11 protein-coding genes, 1 other RNA gene and 1 other annotated feature are annotated in these 14,106 nt (G+C 40.1%); of the genes, 1 reads left to right on the forward strand and 11 read right to left on the reverse strand.

Features of this window, described 5'->3' with window-relative positions:
• Positions 1-6 precede the first annotated feature (6 nt).
• The 5 genes from recD2 to cymR form a co-directional block, all read right to left on the reverse strand.
• Entirely contained in the window at positions 7-2,421 is a 2,415-nt protein-coding gene (recD2, locus tag AC3A54_RS03275; RefSeq protein WP_487653304.1) for an SF1B family DNA helicase RecD2, read from the reverse strand.
• A gap of 35 nt (positions 2,422-2,456) precedes the next feature.
• Positions 2,457-3,110 (reverse strand): tetratricopeptide repeat protein, encoded by a 654-nt coding sequence (locus tag AC3A54_RS03280; RefSeq protein ID WP_487653305.1) that lies wholly within the window; start codon positions 3,108-3,110, stop codon positions 2,457-2,459.
• Between the two features lie 107 nt (positions 3,111-3,217).
• Complete coding sequence (mnmA, locus tag AC3A54_RS03285; RefSeq protein ID WP_335545358.1) at positions 3,218-4,336, reverse strand: tRNA 2-thiouridine(34) synthase MnmA; 1,119 nt, start codon at positions 4,334-4,336, stop codon at positions 3,218-3,220.
• A 40-nt stretch (positions 4,337-4,376) separates the two neighbouring features.
• Positions 4,377-5,519, reverse strand: coding sequence for a cysteine desulfurase family protein (locus tag AC3A54_RS03290; protein WP_487653306.1), 1,143 nt, complete (start codon positions 5,517-5,519; stop codon positions 4,377-4,379).
• 45 nt (positions 5,520-5,564) lie between these two features.
• Positions 5,565-5,984, reverse strand: a complete 420-nt coding sequence (cymR, locus tag AC3A54_RS03295; protein ID WP_308083063.1) for a cysteine metabolism transcriptional regulator CymR — start codon at positions 5,982-5,984, stop codon at positions 5,565-5,567.
• Positions 5,985-6,152: 168 nt separating this feature from the next.
• Here cymR and AC3A54_RS03300 point away from each other — a divergent pair, with 168 nt between their 5' ends.
• Positions 6,153-7,424 (forward strand): replication-associated recombination protein A, encoded by a 1,272-nt coding sequence (locus tag AC3A54_RS03300; RefSeq protein WP_487653307.1) that lies wholly within the window; start codon positions 6,153-6,155, stop codon positions 7,422-7,424.
• A 45-nt stretch (positions 7,425-7,469) separates the two neighbouring features.
• On the opposite strand, the gene AC3A54_RS03305 is transcribed toward AC3A54_RS03300, so the two are convergent.
• The 6 genes from AC3A54_RS03305 to hisS form a co-directional block, all read right to left on the reverse strand.
• Entirely contained in the window at positions 7,470-8,420 is a 951-nt protein-coding gene (locus AC3A54_RS03305) for an ABC transporter permease (protein ID WP_487653308.1), read from the reverse strand.
• Positions 8,413-9,339: an ABC transporter ATP-binding protein gene (locus AC3A54_RS03310; protein WP_487653309.1), complete on the reverse strand. Its 927-nt coding sequence runs from the start codon at positions 9,337-9,339 to the stop codon at positions 8,413-8,415. Before AC3A54_RS03310 ends, AC3A54_RS03305 begins: the two co-directional genes overlap by 8 nt.
• Before the next feature lie 111 nt (positions 9,340-9,450).
• Entirely contained in the window at positions 9,451-10,218 is a 768-nt protein-coding gene (locus AC3A54_RS03315) for a tRNA threonylcarbamoyladenosine dehydratase (protein ID WP_308083058.1), read from the reverse strand.
• 171 nt (positions 10,219-10,389) lie between these two features.
• Positions 10,390-10,587, reverse strand: a non-coding RNA gene (gene ssrS / locus AC3A54_RS03320) — 6S RNA.
• Between the two features lie 66 nt (positions 10,588-10,653).
• Positions 10,654-12,423 (reverse strand): aspartate--tRNA ligase, encoded by a 1,770-nt coding sequence (gene aspS, locus AC3A54_RS03325; RefSeq protein ID WP_487653310.1) that lies wholly within the window; start codon positions 12,421-12,423, stop codon positions 10,654-10,656.
• A 15-nt stretch (positions 12,424-12,438) separates the two neighbouring features.
• Positions 12,439-13,710 (reverse strand): histidine--tRNA ligase, encoded by a 1,272-nt coding sequence (hisS, locus tag AC3A54_RS03330; protein ID WP_335545343.1) that lies wholly within the window; start codon positions 13,708-13,710, stop codon positions 12,439-12,441.
• A 90-nt stretch (positions 13,711-13,800) separates the two neighbouring features.
• Positions 13,801-14,045, reverse strand: a binding site (T-box leader).
• Positions 14,046-14,106: the final 61 nt, after the last annotated feature.

Below are 14,106 nucleotides of genomic sequence, written 5' to 3' on the forward strand. Positions count from 1 at the left end.
ATAGTTTCAGTCATTTAGCATGAAATCATAAGGTGTAAGGTTTTCCATTCCAACCATTGGATTGACTTGCATTAATTCTTCCTCATAGGATAAGCCTTGGACCGGCTCTGTGTCATTTTGAAGAGTCTGGGGCTGTACTAAAATTGTTTCTTTAAGCTTTTCACGAAGAGTGGTCTGTCTTGAAAGTTCGTCCGCTCTTTCTACACCCATTCTTAATGCATCTTCTTCTCCACATAGAATTAACGATTGTTTACTTCTTGTGATAGCTGTATAGATTAAATTTCGTCGCAACATCCGGTAATAACTTCTCGTTACAGGAAGAATAACAATAGGAAATTCACTGCCCTGGGATTTATGGACAGAACAACAATAGGCATGGGTGATTTGATTCAAATCCTGCCTTGTATATTCCACTTCATTTCCCTCAAAGGAAATATAAATCATGTCTTGTTTTTCCGTATTTTCCTTTGCATAGATAATCGAAATAATTTCACCAATATCACCGTTGAACACATTATTCTCTGGTTGATTAACAAGTTGAAGCACCTTATCACCAATTCGGTACTTTACTTCTCCAAAGGTAATTTCCTTTCGTTTACCATCAGGGTTTGGATTAAAAATCTCCTGTAGCAACACATTTAATCGGTCAATCCCTGCAGGGCCTCTATACATAGGCGCCAGTACTTGGATATCCTTTGCAGAATAACCTTTGTTTTTGGCATTTTGCGCTACTTTTTCCACGACTTGAGCCACCTGTGCAGTAGAACATCTGATAAACGAACGATCAGGCTTCTTTTGTGTTATATCCGGGGGAAGATAGCCTCTTTTTATATCATGGGCCAATTCTATGATTGATGAACCTTCCGCCTGCCGGTAAATATCGGTTAATCGAACCGTCGGAATACATTCTGAATCCAACAAGTCCTTTAAAACCTGACCAGGACCAACCGATGGCAGCTGATCCTCGTCCCCAACAAGAATAACTTGAATATTGTCTGGCAGAGCCTTAAACAATTGATTAGCAAGCCATATATCAAGCATCGAAGTTTCATCGACGATTAATATTTTTCCTTCAAGTGTATTTGAATCCTCATGGTCAATTCCTTCAGTCCCATTTAGACCAAGTAATCGATGAATCGTTACGGCAGGAAGACCGGTGGATTCACTCATTCTTTTGGCTGCTCTACCTGTTGGTGCAGCAAGCAAAAATGGAAACGGTTCACCCTTTTTATGATAATCCTTCGGCTCCAACGAACAGCCATGGAGTTCAGCGTAAAGCTCAACAATTCCTTTTATAACCGTGGTTTTACCTGTTCCAGGTCCCCCAGTTAAAATAAGCATTGGTGACATTAATGCCGTTTGAATGGCTTCTCTTTGGGTGGGCGCATATTGTACCCCAAGACGTTCTTCTAAGCCTCCCAAAGCAAGTAGGAACTCAGATTCAGGAAATTGATCCTTATATTCGGTTTGCTGTAAGATGCGGTGAATGTTAGTCACAAGTCCTTTTTCTGCAAAATAAAGAGATGGCAAGTAAATTCGTTTTTCTTCACCAATTAATTTCCCTTCTTCTTCCAACTTAATGACTTCATTCGAAATATCGAAAAACTCAATTTGGTCTCGCTTATTTTCTTCTAACAAACTTTTTACTTGTTCGAGTAATTGCTCAGCATGTATGTATACATGACCGGTCTGTAAGCTATCATTTTCTAGCGTATACAGACAGGCTGCTTTGATGCGATCAGGATGACTGCCTGATATCCCAAGCTGATAGCCAAGCTCATCCGCACGGCCAAAACCAACTCCCTCAATATCCTCAACTAATTGGTAAGGGTTCTTCTGAATAATACCAAGTGTCTCCTCTTTGTATGCTTGGTAAATTCGCATTGAAATCTGCGGCCCGAACCCATATTGGTTTAAAGCTACCATGACCTGCTCGAGTCCTTGGTGCTCCATGAGTGTGTCATACAGTGTTTTAGCCTTATCAGGAGGAAGCTTAGGAATGGAATCTAGCAGCGACGGCTGGTTAAGTATTTTTGAAATGGCGTTTTCCCCAAGCGTATCCACGATATTTTCTGCTGTCTTCTTACCAATCCCTTTGAACAGTTCACCTGACAAATAAGCAATAACCCCTTGCTTTGTCTGTGGCATATCTTTTCTGTAATGATTTGTATGAAATTGCAGACCAAACTTAGGATGATCTTTAAATTCTCCGTAAAAGATATACGTTTCCTGCTCATGTACCTTTGGAAAATAGCCAGTGACAACCGCTTCTTTGTCATCATAGGAATGGTTTGTTTCATCTACTCGTATCCGTAAAACCGTATATAGGTTTTGTTCATTATGAAAGATTGTAACGATGGGTCTTCCCTTTACAAACTTTCCTTGTTCGGCAAATAAATCAAGCGAATCCTGCTTCTCCACTCGTGTCTCCCTCCTTTCAAAAAGATCGGTATCACCTATTGCATATTTTCAATTAATTTTTTTGCATGTCCTGCAAGCAAATGGTCTGGCTGGTTTTCCAGGGCCTTATTAAACATTTCAATTGCTTTAGTAGAATTTTCTTTAAAGGCATACGAAACCCCTAAATTATAATAAGCATCTGAGTGTCCTGGATCTAGTTCAATACACTTTTCAAATTGAACCATAGATTCGTCAATGAATTCTAATTGTGCTAGACATAAACCATATTGAAACCTTGCTTCTGCATCCTCTTCATTCAGCTCAACACTTCTTTGCAGGTAAGGAAGGGCGAAGCGGTTCTTGTCTAATTGTACTAGCGTTAAACCTAACATAAAGTAATTATCGGCAGACTCCAGCCCTTTTTTCATGGCTGTTTCAAACATATTTTTCGCCTCGTCAAACTGATCATGAGTGAACATAATGTTACCGATACTATAGTAAGCTGCTGCCGCGTTTTCATCTATTTCAAGTGCCCTTTGATAAAATTTGATTGCTTTTTCATCGTCACCGACAGCTGAAAGAACGTTGCCGAAGTTAATATAAGCAACAGGGTCCGTCGGATTTTCTTCTATAGCTTCATTGAAGGCTTTAGCTGCTTCTTCGTAATTGCCTTCCTGCATGTATTGTACACCTATTTGGTTTTTATCCATTTTTTTCAGCTCCAATCCTAAGGGAAAGTATATCATATTCTTAAAAGAAAAACGCACCAAAAATAGAGTAAAAAGCCCTGACTCCAGTAGTGGAATCAGGGACTAAATTATCCTACATATGTCAACCGTTCACCATTTTTGTACACTTCGTCGATGGTACCGCCGCCAAGACATTCGTCGCCATTGTAGAATACAACCGCCTGTCCTGGGGTAACCGCCCGAATGGGCTCCTTGAAAATAACTTCTGCACGATTGCCTTCTAACAAACGTACAGTCACGCTATTATCTTCCTGGCGATAGCGGAACTTGGCCGTACATTCAAACTCAGCCGATTTTTCTTTGTTCGATACCCAACTAACGTTGGTTGCAATAATCGAGTTGGAATAAAGTTTTTCATTGTGGAAACCTTGTCCAACATAAAGGACATTTCTTTCTAAGTCCTTTCCAATGGCAAACCAAGGTTCACCTGCTCCGCCAATACCTAAACCATGACGCTGGCCAATGGTATGATACATTAGACCTTCATGTTTCCCTTTAATCTCTCCTTCAAATGTCTCCATCTTACCTGGTTGAGCGGGTAAATATTGACCTAGGAAGTCCTTAAAATTCCGTTCACCGATAAAGCAAATACCCGTACTGTCCTTTTTTGTGGCAGTAGCAAGTTCTGCTTCCTTCGCTATTTCCCTTACTCGAGATTTCTCTAAGTTTCCAATTGGGAACATGACTCTACTCAGTTGTTCCTGTGTCAATTGATTTAAGAAATACGTTTGGTCCTTATTTTCATCCAGACCACGGAGCATTTTATATTCACCATCGCGGAATTCAACTCTTGCATAATGACCCGTTGCTAAGTAATCTGCACCTAATTTAAGTGCATGTTCGAGGAATGCCTTAAATTTAATTTCTTTGTTACACATCACATCTGGGTTTGGTGTTCTACCCGCTTTATATTCTTCAAGGAAATAAGAAAATACCTTATCCCAATATTGTTTTTCAAAATTAACAGCATAATAAGGAATGCCAATTTGATTGCATACCCGAATAACATCCTCGTAGTCTTCAGTGGCTGTACACACACCATTTTCGTCTGTGTCATCCCAATTCTTCATAAAAATTCCAATTACGTCATAGCCTTGCTGCTTTAATAGGAGTGCAGCTACAGAGGAGTCTACACCACCTGACATTCCAACTACAACACGGATATCTTTTGGCTCTTTTTTCTCCATTTCTCTTTCACCTCTCTTTTAACCCTACTAGATATTACATTTATTTTTTCAGACGCATAACAACCTTTGCCGTCTCTTCAGCAGCTTTCACGACGTCCTCAGTCGTTGTGTTCAAGCCGAAACTAAAACGGATCGAATTGATCAAGCGCTCTGATTGTTTACCAAACATGGCAACCAGGACATGAGAAGGTTCTATGCTACCAGCCGTACATGCTGATCCACTCGAAACAGCAATGCCTGCCAAATCAAGATTAACAAGCATAGCCTCCACACTCGTTCCCGGAAAGCTTAAGTTTAATACATGTGGCAGTGAAGTTTCAAGCAATCCGTTTACGCTAAACTCGATATCTAATTCACGCAATTTTGCTAACATTACTTCTTTAAAACCTATATACTTTTCTCTATTAGCCGCTCTTTCTTCATTTGCAATTGTAACAGCTTCATGAAAACCAACAATAGAAGCAACATTTTCCGTTCCAGCTCGTCTCTTTCTTTCTTGGTCCCCGCCAAAGGAGCGAGGAGAGAGTTTCACATTTGAACGTGCAAAAAGAAAACCTGTTCCTTTTGGACCATTGATTTTATGAGCAGAAACGGATAATAAATCAATATGGCTTTCGTTTACATCAATCTTTTCTATACCATAGGCTTGTACCGCATCGGTATGAAAGACTGCTTGATGATCTTTTAGTAAGTGGCCGATTTCAGTAATTGGCTGAATCGAGCCAACTTCATTATTACCATACATGATGGATACTAGAATCGTATCATCCCTCAATGCTTCTTGGAATTCAGAGATGGAAACCCGTCCTATTTCATCAACAGGTAAATAGGTAACCTCATAACCCATCTTCTCTAGCTTTTTACAAGCATGCAAGACAGCATGATGTTCCACCTTAGTGGTAATAATGTGTTTGCCTTTATTCTGATAGCTTTCAGCCACACCAAACAACGCCATGTTATCGGCTTCTGTACCACCGCTTGTAAAAATAATCTCGTTTTCCTTTGCACCAATGCTGCGCGCAAGTCCAGCCCTAGCTCTATCAATTTGATGACGGGCTTCCCTTCCGAATGAGTGAATACTCGAAGGGTTACCAAAAATCGTATTCATAGCTTCGACCATTTTTCCAATTACTTTAGGATGCATGGGTGTGGTTGCTGCGTGGTCGAGATAAATTCGTTCCATCCTTACACCTTCAATCAAAATAATTCTATGTTCATACTCTTCGCCTTATATATAAAACATATAACCTTCGGTATCATTATCTTCACTGTGATTTGCCAGGTCTTCTAAAGTAGTGTTATCTAAAACACCCTTAATCGCATCCCTAATTCGAATCCACAGTTCTCTCTTTGCTGGCTCCTCATCTTCAATTCCTTCAACTGGCGTAATCGGTCCCTCCAGGACACGAATGACATCCCCAGCAGTAATTTTAGAAGGAACATTTGTAAGAATATAACCACCATATGCCCCTCTTATACTCTTAACTAAACCTGCATTCCTTAACGGAGCAACCAATTGCTCTAAATAATGTTCTGATAAATCATTTGCCTGTGCAATGGCTTTTAAAGAAGTGGGACCTTCACCATATTTTTTAGCAAGCTCAATCATAATTGTAAGACCATATCTTCCCTTTGTTGATATTTTCACTACTTCGCACCTCTATTCGAAATCTATATATTTAAATAAGTAATTCCACAGTAAATTGATAGGCATTAGAAATTATAACACATTCTCCTTTAATATGCTTTTTTCCCAAGAAAGTGGTATTGTAGGATAAAAGCTCGATTAAAAAGAAACCCTTTTGGAGAGATGATTATGCAGCAAAAGCCTTTGGCCTTTCGGATGAGGCCAAGAACGATTGACGAAGTCGTAGGCCAGCAGCATTTGGTTGGTGACGGTAAAATCATTGCTAGAATGGTGAAAGCAAAACAGCTTACATCCATGATTTTATATGGACCACCTGGAATTGGCAAAACATCGATTGCAAGTGCCATTGCTGGAAGTACCAAATATGCCTTTCGAACCTTAAACGCAGTAACAAATAATAAAAAAGATATGGAAATTGTTGCAGCTGAGGCAAAAATGTCAGGAAAAGTGATTCTTCTTCTAGATGAAGTCCATCGTTTGGACAAAGGAAAACAAGACTTTTTGCTTCCCTATTTAGAAAATGGAATGATTACGCTAATCGGAGCAACCACAAGTAATCCGTACCATGCGATTAATCCTGCGATTCGCAGCCGATGTCAAATTTTTGAGCTTAAACCACTATCACCTGATGAAGTGAAGCAAGCATTGCTCCATGCGATTGAAGACGAGGATCGCGGACTGGGCAAATTAAAGGTGAATGTGACTGACGAAGCCTTACAACATTTCGCCAATGCCTCGAACGGAGATGTCAGAAGCTCCTTAAATGCACTCGAATTAGCTGTTCTCTCAACAGACGAAGATGAAGAAGGCATTGTTTCAATCGATGTGGAATCGGCCGAGGAATGTCTGCAGAAGAAAAGCATAGCTGCAGATAAGGATGGGGACGGACACTATGATGTCCTGTCTGCCTTTCAAAAGTCCATCCGTGGTAGTGACGCCAATGCTGCCCTGCACTATCTTGGGAGGCTAATTGAAGCAGGTGACCTTGTCAGTATCAGCCGCAGACTAATCGTCATTGCCTATGAGGATATTGGACTCGCCAATCCACAAGCAGGACCACGGACGTTAGCAGCGATTGAAACGGCAGAAAGACTGGGCTTTCCTGAGGCAAGAATCCCGCTTGCCAATGCCGTTATTGAACTATGCTTATCACCCAAATCGAACTCTGCTATTTTGGCTATCGATACCGCTCTTGAAGATATCCGAAAAGGGAATGTAGGTGAAATTCCTGATCATTTAAAGGATGCCCACTACAAGGGAGCAAAAGAGCTTGGCAGAGGAATCGAATATTTATATCCACACAACTATGAAAATGGCTGGGTTCCGCAGCAATACTTGCCGAACCGGCTAAAAAACAAACAATACTACCAGCCGAAGAAAACCGGGAAATTTGAACAAGCACTCGCAATCGTTTATGAAAAACTAATACGAAAAAGCTAATAAAGGTGTCAGGCACCCATAAGTATGGTGCCTGACACCTTTTTCTTAGGCAGCAATATCTCGTTTTTGAAAGACAAAAAAAGCGAGAAATTGGAATAGGGCAAAGTAGGCCAACAGCATAAGCACGGAGAAGGACAGGGTCATTCCTTCCACCAATGGCGCTCCTTCCACATATTGCATTAAATCCGTATTAGCAAACAGGATGTATTTTGCCCAGGTAAATTTCATGGCCAGTAGAGTAGTAAACTGACCCCCAGTGAACAATAGAAATAGGGATAAACCAATGGCAAGCGAACTATTACGGAAGACTGAAGAAATCATAAATGCCATTGTAACCAGCATAATCATATCAATTGAGCTTAAACCGTAATAGATTAATAAATGGACAACGATATTTTGCTCCGTTACTTGACCATTATTATAATTTAAATACGAAACCGCTTCGTCTGGCATGCCGAACAGGATGGCACCAAGTATAGTTGAAAAGACAAATAGGATGGACAGCATGAATATAGCGTACAGCAATACCGTCAAATATTTAGATAGTAAAATTTTCGTTCGGTTGATAGGCCTAATCAATAATAGCTTGATTGTTCCCCAGTTAAACTCACTGGCCACAATTCCAGCAGCCACAATAATGATGAATAACCCAGCTAACACAATGAGCTGTGATGAATCTTTTACAAATGACCAAACCGAATATTTTTCTCTTGGCGGAATATGATGCTTGATTCGGTAATCATTAATCGCTATTTCTTTTTTAAAATACTGCTTTTTGATTTTTGTCCGGCTTTGGTCCATCTGCTGCTTTAATGCATTATTTTCTTCTTGTAGGACTTGTTCCCATTTGGGATCCTCGGACACATCCATCCCATTTTGTTGATACTTTACTACAAAACCTACTATTGCTATAGAAATGACTAGGATGGCAACCATCACATAGGTTCCAGGACGTCTAAAAATTTTCATCCATTCATTTTTGATTAAATTACCCACGTGTTACCGCCTCCTTTTCAGCCGTTACTTCTAGGAAGCGATCTTCTAGTGTTTTTGCTACTTCTTTGATTCCGTAAACTTGTATATCTTCTGCAACAAAAGCTTTTACAAGGTTAGGTATTTCTTCCTTAGAAAGCTCTACCGATATCCCATTTCTAGAGCGGTTCGCTCGGATACTTGAATAGTGGTTTTGGACAATTAACAAAGCTTTATCGCTTGGAACTACTTCTAACTCATAGGTAGTTTCCGTTCCATGGACAAACTCCTTTACGAGTTGCACATCGATTAGCTGCCCGTTTTGAATAATCCCAATCCTGTCGCACATCATTTCCATTTCGGATAGCAAGTGACTGGAAACAATGACTGCCATATTTTTTTCACGTGCCAGTAAACGAATATAGTCACGGATTTCTCGTATTCCTGCAGGATCTAAACCGTTGGTAGGCTCATCCAGGATTAACACATTTGGATCATGTAAAAGACATTGAGCTAACCCCAATCTTTGTCTCATACCAAGCGAATAGGTTTTGACCTTATCATTAATGCGTTCTGTTAACCCAACCAGTTCCACCGTTTCAGCGATTTTTTCCTTTGTAATCCCTTTAGCCATCCGCGCATAGTGGACGAGGTTTTGGTAACCGGTTAAAAATTTATACATTTCCGGATTTTCGACGATAGCACCCACATGTCCCACAGCATTCTCAAAATCAGCTTTGATGCTCGATCCACCGACGATGATATCTCCTGAGGTGATCCCCATTAAACCGACAATCATTCGGATAGTCGTTGTTTTCCCAGCACCATTCGGGCCAAGGAAGCCGAAAACTTCGCCTTTATTCACTTTAAAACTAATATTATCAATGATAGTTCTTCCTTTAATCACTTTAGTTACGTCTTTTAACTCTACGATTGTTTCCAATTTCCCTCTCCTCTCATTAGCCGTCCACTATAGTGTACATTATTTTAGAAAAATTCTCCTAAACAAAGCATAAAAAAACCCTAAACTTCTGATAAGCCTAGGGTCTAAGGATTATTTTTCATCAGATACACGTGTGATTTTAATATCCTTTAATAACTCACGAACAACGTAGCTGGCCATGATCAGACCGGCTGCTGATGGGACAAATGCGTTCGATGCAGGCGGCATTTTCGCCTTACGAATTGGCGCATTTTCTTTCCCTACAACTTTTACAACTTCTTCACGAACCACAATTGGACTTTCATCCGAAAATACAACTGGAATCCCTTTATGAATGCGTTCCTTACGAAGCTTTGTACGAATCACCTTTGCAATTGGATCCGTATGTGTTTTAGATATATCCGCAATTTGGAACCGCGTTGGGTCCATCTTGTTGGCTGCTCCCATACTTGAAATAATCGGGATATTTCGCTTTAAACATTCCTTCATTAAATGAATCTTATACATAATCGTATCAGAAGCATCCACAACAAAATCTAACTTATGGCCGAAAATCTCTTCGTACGTTTCTTCTGTATAGAACATCTTAAGGGCAATCACTTCACAGTCAGGATTTATATCTTTAATCCGTTCCTGCATAATCTCTACTTTTGGTCTACCTACAGTTGAAAGCAGGGCAATTAGCTGGCGGTTGACGTTTGTAATATCCACATCGTCCTTATCAATTAAGACTAAGCGGCCAACGCCAGAACGGGCAAGAGCTTCAGCAGCAAATGAACCGACACCCCCGATTCCCAAAACAGCAACCGTACTATTTTTCATGATATCGAGGCCTTCTTTACCAATGGCAAGCTCATTACGGGAAAATTGATGCAGCATGATGTTCCTCCAAAAATAAATTTCATTTTTATCTTTTATTATCTTTTACCCTAAAAAATATAACATACAATCCTATAAAAACAAGTATTTAGATAGGAATTATGAAGATAAAGAGCAAAAGAAAACCTCCATAGCAATTTTGCTGGAGGTTGTTGTTAAACAAATAAATAGAAGAGTCCCAATGATGCCGTCGCTTATGTCCATCGTTTTGAAACCCGCACTCAGCAGGTGGGTTCCCTGTTCCCGGTATTGTAAGTCCCCTAACCCGTCAAAGGGTGAGGCATTTACGCAATCAGAAAAACTCCGGATTCCCGAATAAATAATGTTCGGTCAAAACTTCAGGTAACACAACGTACATTTCAGGACTCTTCTCGATTGACTTAATCATATCATATTTAAAAGTCTGCTTCAAGGATTCATGAAAGCGAATTCTTGTTATTTATTAACATTTAATGACAAATTCAGTTCCTTTAATTGAGCTTCTGAAACTTCACCTGGTGCATTTGTTAACAAGCAGCTTGCACTTGCTGTCTTAGGAAATGCAATAGTATCACGTAGGTTTGTGCTGCCAGCAAGAAGCATAACCAAGCGGTCAAGACCAAGGGCAATACCACCATGTGGCGGAGTACCGTATTCAAATGCATTCAATAAGAAACCGAATTGTTCTTTTGCTTCTTCAGGAGTAAATCCAAGGATGCTGAACATCTTCTCTTGAATATCACGCTCAAAAATTCTCAGTGATCCGCCGCCAAGCTCATATCCATTTAACACAAGGTCATATGCTTGAGCACGTACTTTTCCAGGATCAGAGTCTAACAATTCAAGGTCTTCCCTAAATGGCATTGTAAATGGATGATGGGCAGCATAATAACGGCCTTCTTCTTCATCGTACTCTAACAATGGCCAGTCTGTGACCCATAAGAAATTGAACACACTTTGATCAATTAGATTTAACTCTTTTCCAAGCTTTGAGCGAAGCGCCCCTAGAGAATCAGCAACTACACTCTTTTTATCAGCAACAAACAAAAGTAAATCACCTTCAGAGGCTTCAAGACTTGCTGTCAGTGCTTGCACATCTTCCTCAGAGAAGAATTTCGCAATTGGTCCTTTTAGTCCTTCAGCATCTACTTTAAGCCAAGCCAGCCCTTTCGCACCATATACAGCTACGAACTCAGTTAAAGCATCAATGTCTTTACGTGAATATTTTTCTGCTGCACCTTTAACATTAATCGCTTTTACTTGTCCACCATTAGCAACAGCTGCAGCAAATACTTTAAAGCCAGAATCCTTCACAATCTCAGAAAGGTCAACTAGTTCTAGTCCAAATCGTGTATCTGGCTTATCGGAACCGTAACGGCTCATCGCTTCATCATAAGTCATACGTGGGAAGGCTGCTGGAATGTCTACGCCTTTTACTTCTTTCATAAGCTTTGACATCATTGTTTCCATCATTCCCATGATATCCTCTTGGCTTAGGAAGCTTGTTTCAATATCAATTTGGGTAAATTCTGGTTGACGGTCTGCACGTAAATCCTCGTCACGGAAACAACGGGCAATTTGATAGTAACGCTCCACTCCACCAACCATGAGCAATTGTTTAAACAGCTGTGGTGATTGTGGCAGTGCATAGAATTCACCAGGGTGAACACGGCTTGGTACTAAATAGTCACGTGCACCCTCGGGAGTACTTTTGGTTAAGATTGGTGTTTCAATATCTAAGAATCCTTCAGAGTCTAAGAAATCTCTAATTTGTTTTGTTACCTGATGACGCATTTTTAAGGTTTCAAAAATAACTGGTCTACGGAAATCTAGGTATCGGTATTTTAAACGAACATCCTCAGATGCATCTGTTTTATCAGAAATCATAAATGGAGGTGTCTTTGCCTCATTGATAATCGTTACTTTTTCTGCCTGTACTTCAATCTTTCCTGTTTTCAGGTTTTCATTAATTGTTCCAGCTTCACGGCTGACAACTGTTCCAACAATATCGAGAACATATTCATTACGAATCTTTTCAGCTGTTTGTAGTGCTTCCGTTGATAAATCCGGGTTGAACACTACCTGAACAATTCCAGAGCGGTCGCGAAGATCAATAAAGATTAAACCACCTAGATCACGTCTTTTTTGAACCCATCCTTTTAATGTTACCTTTTCGCCAACGGCTGTTTCTGGAACTTCACCACAAAAATACGATCTTCCATACATTGAATATATCCCCCTTTAAGCTTGCAATTCTTTAAATTGTGCAACGAAAGAATGTAAGTCTAATTCTACCTGTTCACCTGTCGCCATGTTTTTCACATTGATTTTATTGTTTTTTAGTTCCTCATCCCCGAGAATAGCAACAAACTTTGCTTGAAGACGGTCAGCTGCCTTAAATTGCGCTTTGATTTTACGGTTTAGATAATCTCTCTCAGCAGAAAAACCAGCCATTCTAAGCTGCTGTAAAAGTCCTACTGTATAATCTTTTGCTTCGTCACCTAGTGCAGCTAAGAAACAATCAATTCCCTGATTCACTTCTAGTTCAATTCCTTCAGCCTGAAGTGCAGCGATAAACCGTTCAATACTTAAGGCAAATCCAATTCCTGGCGTTTCAGGTCCACCAATTTCTTCAGCAAGTCCATTGTAGCGGCCGCCCCCACATAAGGTAGTAATGGCTCCAAATCCCTCGGAATTGCTCATAATTTCAAACGCCGTGTGATTATAATAATCAAGACCTCTAACTAGATTAGCATCGACTTCAAATGGAATATCAAGCTGTGTTAAATACTGCTGTAATTTTTCAAAATAAGACTTTGAATAATCATTGAGATATTCCAAAATGGAAGGCGCCGTTTTCATTAGTTCGTGATCACGGTCCTGTTTACAATCAAGGATTCTTAATGGATTCTTCTCAAGACGGTTTTGACAGTCATGGCAAAACTCACCGATTCGTGGTTTAAAGTGGTTTACTAACGCTTCACGATGGGCCGTTCGGCTCTCCTTGTCACCAAGGCTGTTAATGATCAATTTCAGCTGTTTTAAGCCCATTTCTTTATACAAGTTCATCGCTAAGGAGATGACTTCTGCATCAATGGCAGGGTCGTTACTGCCTAATGCTTCCACTCCAAACTGAACAAATTGACGGAATCGACCGGCCTGTGGACGTTCATATCGGAACATCGGTCCCATATAGTAGAGTTTGACTGGCTGGTTGGCATAGCCAAACATCTTTTTTTCAACAAAGGACCGAACGACTGCTGCAGTTCCTTCTGGTCTTAGTGTGAGGCTGCGTTTTCCACGATCTTCAAATGTGTACATTTCTTTCTGAACGATATCTGTACTATCGCCCACACCTCTTGAAAAAAGGTCAGTATGTTCAAAAATCGGTGTACGAATCTCTTGATATTGATATTTCTCACAAAGTTCTCTTGCCTTCGCTTCAATTAGCTGCCACTTCTCTACTTCACCAGGCAAAATATCCTGTGTTCCTCTAGGGATGCTTATAGACATAGTGGATTACCTCCTCTTCACATTCACAAGTATGTAATTTTTTTCCTCTTAACAAAACAAAAAAACTCTCGTCCCTTGTATACAAAATATACAAGGGACGAGAGTTTGTATCCCGCGGTGCCACCCTAGTTGAAGTGCACATGAATCGTATTCCATGCCCTTCCTCTTTTACAGTTAACGCCTGTAACGTTCATCTCCTACTAAAAGTACTTTTTTCAGAGAGAAGCCTACGGAGTGTTCATTCATTAAGACTCATGTAGAAATGCTTTCAGCCTAGGGCATTTCCTCTCTTTTCATGGGTTTGCTTAATTACTATGCTCCATCATTGGTTATACCATGTATGTGTTTTATATTTATATAATAATACGGAGCATTGATAGTAATGTCAAGAGAGTT

The sequence above is a fragment of the Neobacillus sp. Soil_C_43 genome (genome assembly GCF_057656715.1).

What these genes read in the sequence shown, in the direction of transcription:
- AC3A54_RS03280 (WP_487653305.1), bottom strand. Translation starts at nt 3,110, where the DNA reads ATGGATAAAAACCAAATAGGTGTACAATACATGCAGGAAGGCAATTAC.
- aspS (WP_487653310.1), bottom strand. Translation starts at nt 12,423, where the DNA reads ATGTATGGAAGATCGTATTTTTGTGGTGAAGTTCCAGAAACAGCCGTT.
- mnmA (WP_335545358.1), bottom strand. Translation starts at nt 4,336, where the DNA reads ATGGAGAAAAAAGAGCCAAAAGATATCCGTGTTGTAGTTGGAATGTCA.
- AC3A54_RS03315 (WP_308083058.1), bottom strand. Translation starts at nt 10,218, where the DNA reads ATGCTGCATCAATTTTCCCGTAATGAGCTTGCCATTGGTAAAGAAGGC.
- AC3A54_RS03300 (WP_487653307.1), top strand. Translation starts at nt 6,153, where the DNA reads ATGCAGCAAAAGCCTTTGGCCTTTCGGATGAGGCCAAGAACGATTGAC.
- hisS (WP_335545343.1), bottom strand. Translation starts at nt 13,710, where the DNA reads ATGTCTATAAGCATCCCTAGAGGAACACAGGATATTTTGCCTGGTGAA.
- AC3A54_RS03290 (WP_487653306.1), bottom strand. Translation starts at nt 5,519, where the DNA reads ATGGAACGAATTTATCTCGACCACGCAGCAACCACACCCATGCATCCT.